The 16,096-nt window shown below is 54.4% G+C and carries 15 protein-coding genes and 1 tRNA gene; 9 read left to right on the forward strand and 7 right to left on the reverse strand.

Going from position 1 to position 16,096, the window contains the following annotated elements:
* The first annotated feature begins 95 nt into the window (after positions 1-95).
* Both GSQ70_RS19040 and GSQ70_RS19045 read left to right on the forward strand, forming a co-directional pair.
* Entirely contained in the window at positions 96-1,235 is a 1,140-nt protein-coding gene (locus GSQ70_RS19040; RefSeq protein ID WP_158783999.1) for an EpsG family protein, read from the forward strand.
* 72 nt (positions 1,236-1,307) lie between these two features.
* A complete protein-coding gene (locus GSQ70_RS19045; protein ID WP_158784000.1) occupies positions 1,308-2,351 on the forward strand; it encodes an acyltransferase in 1,044 nt (347 codons plus the stop codon).
* An 87-nt stretch (positions 2,352-2,438) separates the two neighbouring features.
* On the opposite strand, the gene argA is transcribed toward GSQ70_RS19045, so the two are convergent.
* Positions 2,439-3,782, reverse strand: coding sequence for an amino-acid N-acetyltransferase (gene argA, locus GSQ70_RS19050; protein WP_158784001.1), 1,344 nt, complete (start codon positions 3,780-3,782; stop codon positions 2,439-2,441).
* A gap of 235 nt (positions 3,783-4,017) precedes the next feature.
* Between argA and amiC the strand changes: the two genes are divergently transcribed.
* Positions 4,018-5,271, forward strand: coding sequence for an N-acetylmuramoyl-L-alanine amidase AmiC (gene amiC / locus GSQ70_RS19055; protein WP_158784002.1), 1,254 nt, complete (start codon positions 4,018-4,020; stop codon positions 5,269-5,271).
* A 105-nt stretch (positions 5,272-5,376) separates the two neighbouring features.
* Here the strand turns inward: amiC and GSQ70_RS19060 are convergent.
* Positions 5,377-5,453, reverse strand: a tRNA-Met gene (locus GSQ70_RS19060).
* 204 nt (positions 5,454-5,657) lie between these two features.
* On the opposite strand from GSQ70_RS19060, the gene mltA reads away from it, so the two are divergent.
* Together mltA and tcdA are read left to right on the forward strand one after the other, a co-directional pair.
* Entirely contained in the window at positions 5,658-6,803 is a 1,146-nt protein-coding gene (mltA, locus tag GSQ70_RS19065) for a murein transglycosylase A (RefSeq protein WP_158784003.1), read from the forward strand.
* A 52-nt stretch (positions 6,804-6,855) separates the two neighbouring features.
* Positions 6,856-7,656, forward strand: coding sequence for a tRNA cyclic N6-threonylcarbamoyladenosine(37) synthase TcdA (tcdA, locus tag GSQ70_RS19070; protein WP_158784004.1), 801 nt, complete (start codon positions 6,856-6,858; stop codon positions 7,654-7,656).
* A gap of 92 nt (positions 7,657-7,748) precedes the next feature.
* Here the strand turns inward: tcdA and csdE are convergent, their stop codons facing one another.
* On the reverse strand, positions 7,749-8,204 hold the full coding sequence (gene csdE / locus GSQ70_RS19075; protein WP_158784005.1) for a cysteine desulfurase sulfur acceptor subunit CsdE: 456 nt from the start codon (positions 8,202-8,204) through the stop codon (positions 7,749-7,751).
* Between the two features lie 2 nt (positions 8,205-8,206).
* A complete protein-coding gene (csdA, locus tag GSQ70_RS19080; protein ID WP_158784006.1) occupies positions 8,207-9,412 on the reverse strand; it encodes a cysteine desulfurase CsdA in 1,206 nt (401 codons plus the stop codon).
* A gap of 227 nt (positions 9,413-9,639) precedes the next feature.
* Between csdA and GSQ70_RS19085 the strand changes: the two genes are divergently transcribed.
* The 4 genes from GSQ70_RS19085 to rlmM all read left to right on the forward strand — a co-directional run bounded on the left by GSQ70_RS19085 (position 9,640) and on the right by rlmM (position 12,675).
* The gene (locus GSQ70_RS19085; protein ID WP_158784007.1) at positions 9,640-9,864 is read left to right on the forward strand and encodes a YgdI/YgdR family lipoprotein; all 225 of its coding nucleotides are present in this window, start codon (positions 9,640-9,642) and stop codon (positions 9,862-9,864) included.
* A 347-nt stretch (positions 9,865-10,211) separates the two neighbouring features.
* A complete protein-coding gene (gene gcvA, locus GSQ70_RS19090; RefSeq protein ID WP_158784008.1) occupies positions 10,212-11,129 on the forward strand; it encodes a glycine cleavage system transcriptional regulator GcvA in 918 nt (305 codons plus the stop codon).
* A 57-nt stretch (positions 11,130-11,186) separates the two neighbouring features.
* Positions 11,187-11,582, forward strand: coding sequence for a DUF423 domain-containing protein (locus GSQ70_RS19095; RefSeq protein WP_158784009.1), 396 nt, complete (start codon positions 11,187-11,189; stop codon positions 11,580-11,582).
* Entirely contained in the window at positions 11,575-12,675 is a 1,101-nt protein-coding gene (rlmM, locus tag GSQ70_RS19100; RefSeq protein ID WP_158784010.1) for a 23S rRNA (cytidine(2498)-2'-O)-methyltransferase RlmM, read from the forward strand. Before GSQ70_RS19095 ends, rlmM begins: the two co-directional genes overlap by 8 nt.
* A 204-nt stretch (positions 12,676-12,879) precedes the next feature.
* On the opposite strand, the gene xni is transcribed toward rlmM, so the two are convergent.
* The 3 genes from xni to queF all read right to left on the reverse strand — a co-directional run bounded on the left by xni (position 12,880) and on the right by queF (position 16,081).
* On the reverse strand, positions 12,880-13,635 hold the full coding sequence (gene xni / locus GSQ70_RS19105) for a flap endonuclease Xni (protein ID WP_158784011.1): 756 nt from the start codon (positions 13,633-13,635) through the stop codon (positions 12,880-12,882).
* 45 nt (positions 13,636-13,680) lie between these two features.
* The gene (gene ppnN, locus GSQ70_RS19110) at positions 13,681-15,045 is read right to left on the reverse strand and encodes a nucleotide 5'-monophosphate nucleosidase PpnN (protein WP_158784012.1); all 1,365 of its coding nucleotides are present in this window, start codon (positions 15,043-15,045) and stop codon (positions 13,681-13,683) included.
* A 190-nt stretch (positions 15,046-15,235) separates the two neighbouring features.
* Positions 15,236-16,081: an NADPH-dependent 7-cyano-7-deazaguanine reductase QueF gene (gene queF, locus GSQ70_RS19115; RefSeq protein ID WP_158784013.1), complete on the reverse strand. Its 846-nt coding sequence runs from the start codon at positions 16,079-16,081 to the stop codon at positions 15,236-15,238.
* Between the last annotated feature and the right edge of the window lie 15 nt (positions 16,082-16,096).

Genomic DNA, 16,096 nt, shown 5'->3' on the forward strand with positions numbered 1-16,096 from the left:
CTTTATTTGTCGGTTAATTAAGATTTTATGCCTGTTTTTGTCGTCAAGAGATATGCTATAAATTATTTTTCTTCAGGGAAAGAAAAGAAAATTAAATGGAAATGTACTGGATTATCAGCCTGTCTCTTTGCGCACTGGGCATTCTTGAAGTGTTCCTTGCCAAACGGGAAAAAACGCGATGGCTGCGCATGTATATATACTTTATCGTGGTTTGTGTCGTTTTTATTTTTGGCGGCATTCGGGATGTTCACTCCGGCGTTGATGACTACCAGTACCGAAGATTTTTCCAGGAGTTCAACGCTAAAATCACTATTCTGGGACTTGCTTCGGCGATGGATCAGTTTCGCTATGAGCCAGCCATTTATTTGATCTCCTGCCTGGTCAGGATATTCACCACTAACGCTGATGTGTTTATCTTCTTTTATTGCATGATCTCCGTCTGCGTCAATGCGCACTATTTCAGAAAGCTTTCACCGTTACCGATTGTTGCGCTGGCAGTCTATTCAGCCCATCTGTTTATCAACAAGGATCTGAACCAGATCCGCTTTGGACTCAGCTCCGCCTTTTTTCTGGGATTTGTCTATCACCTGAGCATCAGGAACAAGGCCGGGAGTGCAGGGTTACTGTTTCTCTCATTTATCAGCCATGCCACAGCGATCGTCGCTTTGTTAATCCCTGCCGCACTGATAATTAAAAAAAACAAATATATCCCGGCAGCCATTGTCCTGGTCTGTATTCCGCTGGCTATGATGGGGAGTCAGTCGGTGATTGCCTTTATCTCGTCCCACCTTGGCTCACTGGGAGAACGGGCAATGGGCTATGCCGATCGGGATTCGGCACAGGAACAGGGAATTTTCACCTTATCTAATCTCAAAAACATTCTGTTTGTTTTTATTTACAGCGCATTACTGTTGAATGACAAGATTAAAAATAGCGCGCCTGAGAAGTTTGCATTTTTTTACCTTCTGGTACTGACTTTTGCTATCGGTAGCGGATTGAGAATGGCACTGCAGGATTATGCCTCCGGGGGACGACTGGCGAATTATATTCTGCAAGTTGAACCCGTGTTGCTCTCCATTTGCGTATTTGAATGCCGGAGAATCCTGCGCGTTATCGCGGTTACGATAACGGTACTGATGCTCCTGTATTACCTCTATTACAACACCGTCGCCAGAAAACAGTCCGTTACTGGCTATCATGTATCCGGGACTTTTATGCTGATCCATCCGGTTTAGCGTTTTAAGCAGTTACCACGGAAGTTAGCCTGATTGTGCCGTCTGTTCAGGGCGTTGAAAGGAAGCAGACAGATGAGTAATAAAAATAATTTTGACCTGGTGAGACTGGTTTTGGCTTTTATTGTTCTGCTGGTTCATGGGGCGGCGGTTTCGCGTTCTGAGTCACTGCATTTTCTGTTGCAGCTGTTCAGCGGCAGCTTTGCAGTAAAAGGTTTTTTCGCTATCAGCGGTTATCTGATTGCCCTCAGTTTTCACCGATGCAGGTCATGGCGCGATTATGCTGAAAAACGCGCCCGGCGTATTATTCCTGCCTATCTGCTTACTATTGTTGCCTGCATTATCAGCGGTGCAGCACTGACGTCTTATCCGCTGAGCGAGTTCTTTCTCAGTAAAACCACGCTGAAATATGCCCTTGCCAATATCAGCTTTATGAATTTTATTCAGCCCTCGCTGCCCGGTGTGTTTCTCAACAATCCCGTCCAGTCAATGGACGGTTCGCTGTGGACCATTAAGGCAGAGCTGACGTTGTATGCGCTGTTGCCGCTGGTTTTTCCTTTGATGAAATCCCGGCCGTTCACCTGCTGGCTGATTATTTACCTGATCTCCTGCGGCTGGTTTTACTATTTCACCTGGGTCTACAGCGGGGCTAAAGCGGATATGCTGGCAAAGCAATTTGTCAGCCTGTCCAGCTACTTTTTCTTCGGCACGCTGGTTGCCCTCAGCGGGCGGGTGGCTGACAGACTCAGGGAGATCGCGGTGATTTCACTGGTGCTGTTTATTCTTTCCAGAGATACGATGCTGTCCCAGCTGGTCCAGCCGGTGGCGTTCTCATCAGTAGTCCTGCTGTTTTGTCTGGGGATGTTTAAACAAGTGCCCGCAGGCCGCTATGGTGATTTCTCATACGGTGTGTATCTGTTTCACTGGCCGGTGATTCAGGTGCTGATTGACAGGGGATGGTATTCTGCCAGTCCATGGGGTGGGTTGGTGTTAACCGTGTTGATTACTACCCTGCTGGCGGTGATTTCCTGGTACTTCGTTGAGAAGCGATTCCTGAAAAAAAAACCGGCACCCCACAGCAAAGGGAGGATGCCCGCTGCGGGGCAGACTCTGGAATAAATCAGGCACGCTAAGGTGCCCGGGGTGGAGAAGGTGATTTCGTACCTGATTGCAGAAACTCACTGAAGGCGGAAGAATGCCTGCGCCTCAGGCAAGACGGGCATGGCGCAGATCGGCCATCAGCACCTTGGAGCGGCGCTGATAGTTGTACATCTGCTTTTTACTTTCCGGCAGCAGTTCAATATCCACCGGCATAAAGCCGCGCTCCTGGAACCAGTGAATGCTGCGGGTGGTCAGTACGAACAGCTTTTTCAGCCCCATCTGACGGGCCTGTAGCGCAACCCGTTCCAGCAGAGCTTCCCCGCGCGATGAGCTGCGGTAATCCGGATGCACCGCCACGCAGGCCATCTCGCCAATCTGCTCTTCCGGGAACGGGTACAGTGCAGCACAGCCGATGGTCAGATTATCACGCTCGATAATGGTGAACTTGTCGATCTCCATCTCCAGCTGCTCGCGCGAGCGGCGCACCAGAATACCCTGCTGCTCCAGCGGGCGGATCAGCTCCAGAATGCCGCCGATATCATTAATGGTGGCACGGCGAATCTGCTCAGCGCTCTCCATTACGATCTGCGTACCAATACCATCACGGGAGAACAGCTCCTGCAGCAGGGCACCATCTTCCTGATAGCTGATCAGATGGCTGCGGCGCACGCCGCTGCGGCAGGCTTTCACTGCCCCGCGCAGGAAACGCACCGTGCCGGAAAGATAGTCATCACTCTTTTCCAGCTCTTCAATACGCTGCTGTGCTTCATTGGGGAACAGCTCGGAGATAATATCCCCTTCGCCGTCGGTGACACCCTGCTCGGAGCAGAAGCCGATCATCTTCTCGGCCTTCAGCTTGATTGCCAGCTGGGTGGCAACTTCTTCCGAGGTCAGGTTAAAGCTCTCACCGGTGACGGAAACGGCCACCGGACCCATCAGCACAATGGCACCGCTGTCGAGCTGGCGATGAATCGCGTCTTCATCAATACGGCGGATGCGCCCGCTGTGGCAGTAGTCCACGCCATCATCCACGCCCAGCGGCTGCGCGATAATAAAGTTACCGCTCACCACGTTAATGTGCGCACCCTGCAGTGGAGTATTGTTGAGGCTCATCGACAGGCGGGCGGTGATATCCAGCTGCAGACGGCCAGCAGCCTGCTTCACCAGCTCCAGCGACTGCGCATCCGTCACGCGGGTGTGTTTATGGTACAGCGGTTCCAGATGATGTTCGGCCAGGTTGGCATCGATTTGCGGCCGTGCACCGTACACCACCACCAGGCGGATCCCCAGGCTGTGCAGCAGGCCGATATCATTGACGATGCCAGAAAAGTTCTCATGCTCAATGGCTTCACCACCCAGCATAATGACAAACGTTTTACCACGGTGGGCATTGATATAGGGGACGGTATGACGAAACCCCTGAACCAGCTCGGTACTCCGTTCCTTCACGACTAACCCTCTATGAATTATTATTCGCTAAAAATGTATTTTTATTCTTTTATCGCTCAGGCGCAAGGGGCAATTCGTCACGCCTCTGCTTAACTGTAGCGTGAAAAAGATCTTATTTGGTACGCCGGAGGGCTATTTTCTGGTGACACCATCAGCAGGATTCGCTAAAGTTTTCGAACTTGGTAGTTATTTGGCTTTATTTTCCTTAAAAAAACAGCAATCAGATTGGAGTGGCATGTCAGATTTACCTTCGCCAGGCCGACGCCGGTGGTTAAAAAGCGCGGGGGCAGTATTGCTGCTCAGCGTCAGTAAAGTGGGCCTTGCGGCCACCAGCCATGTGGTCGCCATCCGCATCTGGCCTTCTTCGACCTACTCCCGCTTAACCCTTGAATCCAACACCCCCCTGAAATACAAACAGTTTGCCCTGAGTCATCCTGAGCGCGTAGTCGTGGATATCGATAATCTGCACCTGAATCACGTGCTGAACGGGGTGGCAAACCTGGTGCGCAGCGACGATCCCTATATTAAAAATGCGCGGGTTGGCCAGTTCGACAAAAACACGGTGAGGCTGGTGCTGGAGCTGAAGCAAAACGTCACGCCAAAGATCTTCACGCTGGATCCGGTTGCCGGGATCAAACACCGCCTGGTGCTGGACCTCTATCCGGCAAAGGGGAAAAGTTATCAGCATGAGGACGATCCACTGCTGGCGTTGCTGGAGGATTACAACAAAGGCAATCTTGATAAAGATCAGCCGCCAAAAGCACCATTGCCGGGAAAAGCCGGGAAAGATCGTCCGATTGTCATCATGCTCGATCCGGGGCATGGCGGTGAGGATCCCGGGGCGACAGGAAAGAATAAGACGCGCGAAAAAGACATTGTGCTGAAAATTGCCCGTCGGCTGAAAGTGTTGATCGACAAAGAGCCGAACATGCGGGCATACATGACCCGCAATGAAGACGTTTTTATTCCGCTGAAGGTGAGGGTAGCCAAAGCCCGTAAGCTGCGTGCCGACCTGTTCATTTCCATTCATGCTGATGCCTTTACCAACCGGGCAGCACGAGGTTCCTCCGTTTTTGCACTGTCCACCAAAGGAGCCACCAGTACCGCAGCGCGCTATCTGGCACAGACGCAGAACGAATCAGACCTGATTGGTGGTGTCAGCATGAGCGGTGACCGCTATCTCGACCATACCATGTTCGATATGGTGCAGAGCCTGACCATCAATGACAGCCTGAAGTTCGGCAAAGAGGTGCTGTCACGTTTGGGCAAAGTGAACCATCTGCATAAGAAAACGGTGGATCAGGCCGGATTTGCGGTACTGAAGGCACCGGATATTCCGTCGATACTGGTGGAGACGGCCTTTATCAGCAATCTGGAAGAGGAGCGTAAACTGCGCACCACTCGTTTTCAGCATCAGGTGGCTGAGTCGATTCTGGGCGGAATTAAGGCCTGGTTTGCCAGCGGGGCAGCTCTGACGCCCGGGAAATAGTGGGCGTATCCGGGCGGGTGCTGACTCGCCTGGAAAGAATTTGAAAGAGGCAGGGAGAAATGCTCAAACGCCAGAAACAAAAAAACACCCGTTAAGGTGTTAAATTGGTTGCGGGAGCCGGATTTGAACCGACGACCTTCGGGTTATGAGCCCGACGAGCTACCAGGCTGCTCCATCCCGCGTCTGTGGAAGCGCACTATACGCTGAGTGAGTTTGGTTGCAACCCCTTTCTGCGATAAAGTTGTGAAAATAGCGCTTACTGCTCAATTCTTCCTCATATGCTGTAATGTTGCGCCTGTACTGGCGATCTTTACCTTCAGCACGTTTAAATCTCCCGGTGGCTTTGCTATCTTCGGCCTGCAATTACGCAGAGAGGTGGCACCGTAATGAAAGGACGTTGGGCGAAGTATGTAATAACCGGGGTGTTTATCGCCCTGCTGGCGGGATGTTCCTCAAAACCGACCGATCGCGGCCAGCAGTATAAGGATGGCAAGCTGGATCAGCCGCTGGGGCTGGTGAATCAGCCCAATGCCAAAGGGCGTCCGGTTAACGGCAAAGATTTTGCCGACCAGGTGTCGGAAATCCAGTACGCCTCGCCCGCTATGTTCACCCGGCAGACCACCACTTACAGTGCGATTAAAAGCTGGCTGATGGCCGGTGGTGATACCCGCCAGCTACGCCAGTTCGGTCTAGACGCTTACCAGATGGAAGGGACCGACAACTACGGCAACGTGCAGTTTACCGGCTACTATACGCCCGTGATCGAAGCCCGCTACACCCGCCAGGGTGAGTTCCAGTATCCTTTATACCGAATGCCACCTCGCGGTAAGCGTCGTCTGCCAAGCCGCGCGGAAATCTACAGCGGTGCGCTGGGTGAGCGCTATGTTGTGGGCTACAGCAACTCTCTGATGGATAACTTCATTATGGACGTGCAGGGTAGCGGCTATGTCGATTACGGCGACGGTCGCCCGCTGATGTTCTTTGGCTATGGTGGTAAAAACGGCCATGCCTATCGCAGCATTGGTAAAGTGCTGATCGACCGCGGTGAAGTGAAGCGCGAAGACATGTCGATGCAGGCCATTCGCCAATGGGGTGAAGAGCACAGCCCGGCAGAAGTGCGTGAGCTGCTGGAACAGAACCCCTCCTTTGTGTTCTTCAAACCCGAGAATTTTGCTCCGGTTCGTGGCGCCAGCGCCGTGCCGTTGATTGCCAAAGCCTCGGTCGCTGCCGATCGTTCGCTGATCCCGCCGGGCACCGCACTGCTGGCTGAAGTGCCGCTACTGGACAATAAAGGTAAATTTACCGGAAAATATGAGATGCGCATGATGGTTTCGCTCGACGTGGGCGGCGCTATTAAAGGGCAGCATTTTGATATCTACCAGGGCATTGGCCCGGATGCCGGTCATATGGCGGGCTGGTTCAATCATTATGGCCGCGTATGGGTGCTGAAAACGGCTCCTGGCGCAGGCACGCCGCTCTTCTCTTCTGCACAAAACAGCACTGGCGACCAGGATCTGTTAACGCAAAAATAACTGCCTGCAGCGGGCTGCGGAGCCAGCCCGCTGCAGAATTCTGAGGTAAAGCATGACTTCTCTCTCTGACGCCTGGCTGCAACGCTTTGGCGGTACGGCCCGCCTCTATGGGCAATCAGCCCTGCAGCTTTTCGCTGAGGCGCATATCTGCGTGGTTGGCATTGGCGGCGTGGGTTCGTGGGCGGCGGAAGCGCTGGCGCGCACTGGCATCGGGGCGATAACCCTGATCGATATGGACGATGTCTGTGTGACGAATACCAACCGGCAAATCCACGCGCTGAAAGAGACGGTAGGGCAGGCGAAGACCGAAGTGATGGCCGAGCGTATTCTGGCGATCAATCCCGAGTGCAGGGTGACCTGCGTGGATGATTTTATTACTGCAGACAATACGGCGGAACTGATGAGCGCCGGTTTCACTTACGTGATAGATGCTATCGACAGCGTTCGGCCAAAAGCGGCGCTGCTGGCCTGGTGCCGCCGCAATAAGATCCCGCTGGTGACAACCGGTGGCGCAGGTGGGCAAATTGATCCCACCCAGATTCAGGTGGCCGATTTGGCGAAAACGATTCAGGATCCGCTGGCTGCTAAGCTGCGCGAGCGCCTGAAGCACGATTTCAACATTGTAAAAAACAGCAAAGGGAAGCTGGGGATCGACTGCGTATTTTCTACCGAAGCGCTGATGTACCCTCAGCCGGATGGATCGGTCTGTGCTTCCCGTAGCACGGCGGAGGGACCTAAGCGAATGGACTGTGCTTCAGGTTTTGGTGCGGCGACCATGGTCACCGCCACCTTCGGCTTTGTTGCCGTTTCGCACGTGTTGAAAAAAATGATGGCTAAAGCGGCCCGCGGCTAATCGGCCCGGCAGGTTAAACTGTCATTTCTGTGCGGCCAGCTCGCCTGACAAATTGATTCACCGTTACCGGCTAGCCCGCCCGTCAGGCAGACTTACTCACCATTTCCACCCGACTGCCTGGCCGCTTTCATCACCGCTTCTGCCAGCGCTGTCAGACCGGCGCTGCGTGACGCGCTGAGTTGATTACGCAGCCCCAGGTCGTCAAACAAGGCCAGCGGATCCTGCTGCAAAAGCGCGGCGGGCTGCTGACCTTCTGCTGCCGTCAGCAGTACTGCCAGCAATCCCCGCACGATGCGGCCTTCACTGTCGCCATAGAAATGCAGGCTGCCATCGGCCAGCTGCTGGTGTCCCAGCCAGACGCGGTTCTCACAGCCACTCAGCTCAATCTCTGCCGTTTTCAGCTCTTCTGGCAGGGCAGGAAGCTGTTTGCCCATCATGATTAACTGACGATAGCGGTCTTCCCATTGTGTGAAGACCGAAAATTTTTGTTTCAGGCCGTCGGCAGTAATCAGGTCGCCAAACGGATGGGGAGCGAGTAAAGAAGTCATAATCAGTCTGCCAGCAGGTCCAGGGCGGTGGTCATACTGCTGACCAGCGCTTCAACATCGTTAAGCGAATTATAGGGCGCAAATGAGGCGCGCAAAGTCCCGCTGACGCCAAGTGCCTGTAACAGTGGCTGAGCACAGTGCTGACCGGCCCGCAGCGAGATGCCACTCTCTGCCAGCAGCGTGACCACATCACTGTGATGCACGCCAACAATATCAAACGACAGCAGGCAGGAACGGCTGGCGCGAAAGCTGCGGAAACCGGGCAGGGCGGAGAGACGCTCTTCGGCCAGATCGGCCAGCCCGCAGCTCCAGCTCTCCGCCTGAGCCAGGTCCAGCTCTGCCAGCCAGGTCAGTGCCGCACTGAGGCCAATCACACCGGCCACGTTAGGTGTTCCCGCCTCAAAGCGCCACGGCACCGGTTGCGGTATGAACCCCTCAAAAGTCACTGTTGACAGCATTTTGCCGCCGCCCTGCCACGGCTGCATCTCTTCCAGCAGCTCAGGTTTGCCATACAGCGCGCCAATGCCCATCGGGCCATACAGTTTGTGGGCAGAGAAGGCATAAAAATCAATGTCCAGCGCCTGCACATCCGCTGGTGCGTGAACCACACCCTGCGCACCGTCGATCATCACCTTTGCCCCTGACTGATGGGCCAGCGTAATGGCCTGTCTCAGGTCCGGGCAGCCGCCGGTGACGTTGGACATCTGCCCCAGCGCCAGCAACCGGGTGCGTGAAGTGAGTAGTTGCCCAAGCAGGGCAATATCCGGCAGCAGATCTTCGCCCAGCGGCCATTTGATCACTTTCGCGCCGGTCTGTTCCGCCACCATCAGCCACGGCACCAGGTTAGCATGGTGTTCGGCCTCACTGACGATGATCTCATCCCCAGGCTGCAGGCGGGGGCGGAAATAGCCCTGAGCGACGAAGTTTATTGCCTCGGTCGTGCCTTTAGTCCAGACAATATTGTCGGCAGCAGGGGCGTTTAACAAAAGGGCGACCTGACTGCGGGCGTCCTCATAGCGTTCGGTCAACTCCTTTGCTGCGGCAAACTGACTGCGGTGCACAGTACCGGCACTCAGGCTGTAAAATTGTTGGGTTGCCTGGATCACCGCCTCTGGCTTCAGCGTGGTGGCCGCGCTGTCGAGATAGATGCCGGCATCGGCCAGAGCAGGGAACTGCTGGCGAAACTGAGCGGGGGTGAATGACGTCATACTCTCCTCGATGCGAATGATGGATTGGTGCGGTTCTTTACAGGACCACTCTGAATTACTGGCACTTTCCTGGCAATGTTGGAAAAGCGAGTTATCCTGAATTATGCAAGGTTTAAACTATTACCCGCAAATAAGCGACCTTCAGACAGGCAATTTACTCGTTTTTCGCCTTCTGGTCGTGGCTGGCGCGTGGTTTATCGCATTACTATCTGCAAGGAGAAATAAAGATGAAAAAATTCGCTGCTATTATGGCCGCCTGTGCCATGACTTTTACTCTGGCCGCCTGTTCCAGCAACTATGTGATGCATACCAATGATGGCCGGACCATCGTCGCCGAAGGCAAACCTGTTGTCGATACGGATACCGGGATGATCAGCTACCAGGATGCCAACGGCAACAAACAGCAGATTAATCGCTCTGACGTGAAAGAAATGGTCGAAATGGGCCAGTAAGTTTCAGGCAAAAAAAAGCACCGCAATTTGCGGTGCTACTAATATCACTATGGACAGACAGGGTAAATCTTCAGGAATACTACGGTAGACAGGCTACCTGGTCCGAAAATCGTCAGACCAATTGCAAACACAACATCACGACCACAAGCCAAAAGCCTTTCAAAACCCCGCGTAAACGCTTAAATTTCAAACTGCTTTTCGTTCCGGCTCAGGAAGTGCGGCAACTATAGGTATTTGCTGGTGCATCCTCAACGGACAAATTATAATGGCTCGGATAAAAAAAACTAATACGTAAAGCTTCGTCAAAAGCGTTGCGTCCCAATGTCATGACTCAGTCTCCGGTAACCATGTCTAAACGTCTTCCTCCTTTAAATGCGCTGCGTGTTTTTGATGCAGCCGCGCGTCATCTCAGCTTTACCAAAGCCGCGGAAGAGTTGTTCGTCACCCAGGCTGCGGTCAGCCATCAAATCAAGTCACTGGAGGATTTCCTTGGCCTGAAGCTGTTCCGGCGGCGAAACCGATCGCTGCTGCTGACCGAAGAGGGGCAGAGCTATTATCTCGATATTAAAGAGATTTTTACCGCACTGAACGAGGCAACCCGCAAACTTCAGGCACGCAGTGCCAAGGGGGCGCTGACCGTCAGTCTGCTGCCCAGCTTTGCCATTCAGTGGCTGGTTCCCCGCCTCTCAAGCTTTAACTCAGCTTATCCGGGAATCGACGTGCGTATCCAGGCGGTAGACCGGGATGAAGAGAAACTGGCCGACGACGTGGACGTGGCGATTTTCTACGGACGTGGTAACTGGCCGGGTCTGAGGGTGGAAAAACTTTACGCGGAGTATTTGCTGCCTGTTTGCTCGCCGTTGTTGCTGACCGGTGATAACCCTTTGAAGACGCCGGAAGATCTCGCCCGCCATACGTTGCTGCATGATGCCTCCCGCCGTGACTGGCAGTCTTATACCCGGCAGCTGGGCGTGGCCCATATTAATGTGCAACACGGACCAATCTTCAGCCACAGCGCCATGGTGTTGCAGGCAGCAATTCATGGTCAGGGGGTGGCGCTGGCCAATAACGTGATGGCGCAAACGGAGATTGAAGCCGGACGGCTGGCCTGCCCGTTTAATGATGTTTTAGTCAGTAAAAACGCTTTTTATCTGGTTTGTCATGACAGTCAGGCAGAACTGGGTAAAATAGCCGCCTTCCGCCAGTGGATACTGGCGAAAGCGGCCAGCGAACAGGAAAAGTTTCGCTTCCGTTATGAGAGCTGAACTGTGATTTCGTCATGCGTGGCCCAGGCGGCGCATGCACTCCTTGAGGATGATTGAATGTCTAGTCGTGCAATGCTGATTTTTTCAGCCATCAGCGGATTTGTTTATGTCATGCTGGGCGCTTTTGGCGCGCATGTTCTGAGTAAGTCGCTGGGGGCGACTGAAATGGCCTGGCTGAAAACCGGCCTGGAGTATCAGGGCTTCCACACTCTGGCAATCCTCGGCATGGCGGCGGCTATGCTGCGTCGGGCTAATATCTGGTTTTACTGGAGCAGCGCGTTTCTGGCGCTGGGCACGGTGTTATTCAGCGGCAGTCTGTACTGCCTGGCGCTGTCCCATCTGAAGCTGTGGGTTTATGTTACGCCGATTGGGGGCACCTGCTTCCTGGTGGGCTGGATTTTGATGTTGGTTGGCGCGCTGCGTCTGAAAAAAAAGGCAGAACGCCATGAATAAAGTTTTACTCTACTGCCGTCAGGGTTTTGAGAAAGAGTGTGCGGCGGAGATCACTGCGAAAGCTGCAGCCCGCAATGTGTTTGGCTTTGCGCGGGTTAAGGAGAGTTCCGGCTACGTACTGTTTGAGTGCTATCAGCCGGAAGAGGCGGAGAAACTGGTGAGTGAGCTGCCGTTCAGCGAGCTGATTTTCTCCCGCCAGATGATCGTAGTGGGAGAACTGCTGCGTGATTTGCCGCCGGAAGATCGGGTGGCTCCGGTAACCGGTATGCTGACAGGTGTGGTGGAGAAGGGCGGCGAACTGCGTGTTGAGGTTCCCGACACTAACGAAAGTAAAGAGTTGCTGAAATTCTGCCGGAAGTTCACTGTGCCGCTGCGTGCCAGCCTTCGCGCCGCGGGGGTGTTGCTGAATTACGAGAGTAACAAGCGCCCGGTGGTACACGTGTTCTTTATTGCGCCGGGCCATTGTTACGTCGGCTATTCCCTGCCGCAGAACAACTCGCCGTTCTTTATGGGCATTCCGCGCCTCAAGTTTCCGTCTGATGCACCAAGCCGCTCGACGCTGAAGCTGGAAGAGGCGTTTCACGTCTTTATTCCTGCGGATGAGTGGGATGAGCGTCTGGCAAGCGGTATGTACGCGGTGGATTTGGGTGCCTGTCCGGGCGGCTGGACGTATCAGTTAGTCAAACGCAGCATGATGGTCCACGCCATTGATAATGGCCCGATGGCACCGAGCCTGATGGATACCGGGCAGGTTTTCCATCACCGGGAAGACGGCTTCAGGTATCGTCCGACGCGCAGTAATATCTACTGGCTGGTGTGCGATATGGTGGAGAAGCCGGTGCGGGTAGCGAACCTGATGGCGGACTGGCTGGTGAATGGCTGGTGCCGCGAGGCGATCTTCAACCTGAAGCTGCCAATGAAAAAACGCTATGAAGAGGTTTCGCAAAATCTGGCGATGATTGATGAGAGGCTGAAAGCGAACGGCATTAATGCCCAGATTCAGGCTCGCCAGCTGTACCACGATCGCGAAGAAGTCACGGTGCATATCCGTCGCCTCTGGGGCGCGACCCCGGGTCGTCGCGACGAGCGATAACCTGCGCGATTTATCATGCTAAAAGGCTCCGTTTCGGAGCCTTTTTTACGGGTGTTGCCACTGACGCTTGCGGCTTCTTTCAACTTTCGCCGCAAAAGCGTGGCTGATGATTATTTAACCCAGGCAGAGAGTCATATGTTTCTTCCAGTGACACATGGCGTCCCCGACCAATAGTTTCTCCCTGCACCAGCCCGTATTATCCACTTATTTCTGCAGCCGCAGCTCCTTCAGATTTCCTTCCATTGCCAGATCGGTTTTCAGGGTGGCAACCTGTCTGCAGACCTCAGCCATCTCCCTGTGCTGCTCCAGTTTTTTCCGCCACTTCTCCGCGACTGCGGGCAGGTTCTGATAGATCCCTTCCAGCGTGCCGAACTCCTGCAGCAACTGTGCTGCACTTTTGGCACCGATACCCGCCACGCCGGGGATCTTACTGCTGCCGATCCCGGCCAGTCCCCAATAATCCGGGAGTTGGCCAGGCGTTACGCCGAACTCCTTACTGATAAACGGCACGTCAAGCCAGCGTTTCTGAAAGTAGTCGCGGATCAGAATATTGGGTGCCAGCAGCTGGCAGTACCCCTTGTCGGTGGAGACGATAGTGGCCTGGTGGCCGCTGGCTGCAACCTTCGCCGCCAGCGTGGCCGCCAGATCGTCAGCTTCTTCTCCGGCAGCATGCCAGCAGGGAACGCCTGCTGCGGCAAAGGCCTCGCGCAGCCGCTGCATCTCCTCTTTCAGCGTATCCGGCATCGGCGAGCGTCCCGCTTTATAGTCCGGCAGCAGCTGGTGACGCCAGCCCTGGCGGCGGTCATCATCATCAAACACGGCGACTGCATGGGTCGGCTGGCTGTGCAGGATCAGCTGCGTGAGCGCATGGACGCAGGTTTCCTGGCACGGTGAACCCTGAACCGCATGGATACGACGGATCAGATTCAGGGCGTCAACAATCAATAAATGAATAGTCATAGTCAGGCACGAAGGGGAGCGGCACGGCTGCCGCTCCAGAGAAGATTACTTGATGATTTCGTAGCAGGGGATGTAGGCCGTTCCCGGCAGCTTCATACGGTGCTGGGCAACAAATCCCTGTAACAAATCGTCCATGCGGCGCATCATTTCCGGATCGCCATGCAGCTTATAAGGGCCTTTCTCTTTAATGGCCCGCACGCCAACATCCTTCACGTTACCGGCCACGATGCCGGAGAATGCCCGGCGCAGGGCTGCCGCAAGCTGCTCGGCTGGCTGATCTGGATAGAGGTTCAGGTTCGCCATATTTTCATGCGTCGGCACGAACGGCACCTGCAGATCCGGCGCGATGCGGATAGCCCAGTTAAAGCTGTAGGCATCGCCAGTTTCACGACGGTGCTCTTTCACTTTTGGCATCGCTTTTTTCATCAGCCGGGCCACTTCAGGCGCATCATCAATAATGATGGTGTAGTGCTGGCGGGCGGCTTCACCCAGCGTGCTGACGATAAATTCGTCCATCACGCGGAAGTAGTCTGCGCTCTCTTTTGGTCCGGTCAGTATCAGCGGCAGGATCTGATCCTGGTTGCGCGGATTCATCAAAATACCCAGCAGATAGAGCAGCTCTTCCGCTGTTCCCACCCCGCCCGGGAAGATGATGATGCCGTGGGCGATACGCACAAATGCCTCAAGACGCTTCTCAATGTCCGGCATGATGATCAGCTCATTGACCAGTGGGTTCGGCGGCTCAGCGGCGATAATCGAAGGCTCAGTCAGACCAATAAAGCGGCCTTCTTTATAACGCTGCTGCGCATGACCCACTGCCGCACCTTTCATGGGTGCTTCCATCACCCCTGGCCCGCAACCGGTACAGATGTTCAGCTCGCGCAGGCCCAGTTGTGAACCGACGTTACGGCAATACTGATATTCAACGGCATTAATCGAGTGCCCACCCCAGCACACCACGGTGTTCGGCTCTTCGCCAACATGCAGTGCCCGCGCGTTACGCAGGATGGAAAACACCAGATTGGTGATATGCACTGAGTCATCAATGTTCAGATGCTGGAAGCGGTCGGCGCTGTCGATCTGACCGTTAACGAACAGAATGTCACGCAGAACGGCAAACAGGTTAGCCTGCAGCGAACGGATAATGCGGCCATCGACAAAGGCTTCATCCGGCGGATTCAACAGCTCCAACTTTACGCCGCGCTCGCGACGCAGCACGTTGATGTCGAAATCTTCAAAACGGGACAACAGCTCATGACTGCTGTCGGTCTGGCTACCGGAGTTCAGTACGGCAAGAGAACAGTTGCGGAAGAGTTGGTAAAGGTCGCTGCTGGCCGTCCGTTTCAGCATGTCGACTTCCAGTTGGGACAGCAAATCCATTGAGCCTAACGGGCTGATTTGGGTAATCAAATTAACTCCTTTACACCCATCCGGGTGGTGATCGCTCCCGACGGGCAGCCAGACTGGCACCTCGTCGTGGAGAGGGAATGTCCCTGGGCGGGGGAAACCGTTCGCCCACCTTCAGAGTAGCTTTGTCCGCGGGGGTTTAACAATAGCGTGCTGCCTGGTTATGCGTAACGTTACGCAAAAAGAGAGCAAATTACTGGCGAACCAGGCGGGAAAGTCCTGGTTTAAACTCGCCGTTGCTGCGCCACGGATTGATATCCAGCCCGCCGCGGCGGGTATAACGGGCGTAAACGCTCAGACTTTCAGGCTGACAGAAGTGCAGAATATCGTTAAAAATGCGCTCGACGCACTGCTCGTGGAATTCGTTATGGTGACGGAAAGAAACCAGGTAGCGCAGCAGCGCTTCACGCTGAATACGTGGCCCGCGATAGCTGATCTGCACCGAGCCCCAGTCAGGCTGGTTGGTGATCAGACAGTTGGATTTGAGCAGATGGCTGACCAGCTGCTCTTCCACCACTTCAGCCTGTGTGGACTGCTGCAGATAGTCAGTGCTGAACTGGTAGCTATCGATTTCGATATCCTGCTCATCAATACAGTAGCCGCTGAAGTGACCGATGGGCTGGCCTTCCACTTCCTGCAGGCGGAACAGCGCCACGTTCACTTCTCCCTGCGCACAGGCGCTTAGATCCCGCTCCAGCGTGGCGCGCACTTCGCCCCAGTCCGCAAAACGGGTCTGATTAAAGCTGTTAAGGTAGAGTTTGAAGCTTTTGGATTCGATCAGATTGATGCTGTCGGCGTTCAGGGTCACTTCACCGACGGCCACCTGCGGCAACCCTTTGGCATTCAGCCAGGACAATTCGTACAGCGTCCAGATATCCGCGCCGTGAAAGGGTAAACTTTCCGGGAAAAGACCCAGCGGCTCGCGATTCATACTGCGCGGCACGGCCTGCAGCAAAGAGGGCTGGTAGATATCGTGGTATTCTGTTGGTTTTCCCAGGGTCAGACCGCTGAGCGCCTGATGTGGATCCTTTAAAGACATGGTTTTACCTTAATC

This window comes from Pantoea sp. BAV 3049, assembly GCF_009765445.1.
Lineage (GTDB): Bacteria > Pseudomonadota > Gammaproteobacteria > Enterobacterales > Enterobacteriaceae > Erwinia.

Bases quoted from the DNA above. Each gene is read 5' to 3' on its own strand.
- gcvA (WP_158784008.1), top strand. From the start codon at position 10,212: ATGTCTAAACGTCTTCCTCCTTTAAATGCGCTGCGTGTTTTTGATGCA.
- mltA (WP_158784003.1), top strand. From the start codon at position 5,658: ATGAAAGGACGTTGGGCGAAGTATGTAATAACCGGGGTGTTTATCGCC.
- GSQ70_RS19095 (WP_158784009.1), top strand. From the start codon at position 11,187: ATGTCTAGTCGTGCAATGCTGATTTTTTCAGCCATCAGCGGATTTGTT.
- amiC (WP_158784002.1), top strand. From the start codon at position 4,018: ATGTCAGATTTACCTTCGCCAGGCCGACGCCGGTGGTTAAAAAGCGCG.
- xni (WP_158784011.1), bottom strand. From the start codon at position 13,635: ATGACTATTCATTTATTGATTGTTGACGCCCTGAATCTGATCCGTCGT.
- GSQ70_RS19045 (WP_158784000.1), top strand. From the start codon at position 1,308: ATGAGTAATAAAAATAATTTTGACCTGGTGAGACTGGTTTTGGCTTTT.
- GSQ70_RS19040 (WP_158783999.1), top strand. From the start codon at position 96: ATGGAAATGTACTGGATTATCAGCCTGTCTCTTTGCGCACTGGGCATT.
- rlmM (WP_158784010.1), top strand. From the start codon at position 11,575: ATGAATAAAGTTTTACTCTACTGCCGTCAGGGTTTTGAGAAAGAGTGT.
- tcdA (WP_158784004.1), top strand. From the start codon at position 6,856: ATGACTTCTCTCTCTGACGCCTGGCTGCAACGCTTTGGCGGTACGGCC.
- csdE (WP_158784005.1), bottom strand. From the start codon at position 8,204: ATGACTTCTTTACTCGCTCCCCATCCGTTTGGCGACCTGATTACTGCC.
- GSQ70_RS19085 (WP_158784007.1), top strand. From the start codon at position 9,640: ATGAAAAAATTCGCTGCTATTATGGCCGCCTGTGCCATGACTTTTACT.
- csdA (WP_158784006.1), bottom strand. From the start codon at position 9,412: ATGACGTCATTCACCCCCGCTCAGTTTCGCCAGCAGTTCCCTGCTCTG.
- queF (WP_158784013.1), bottom strand. From the start codon at position 16,081: ATGTCTTTAAAGGATCCACATCAGGCGCTCAGCGGTCTGACCCTGGGA.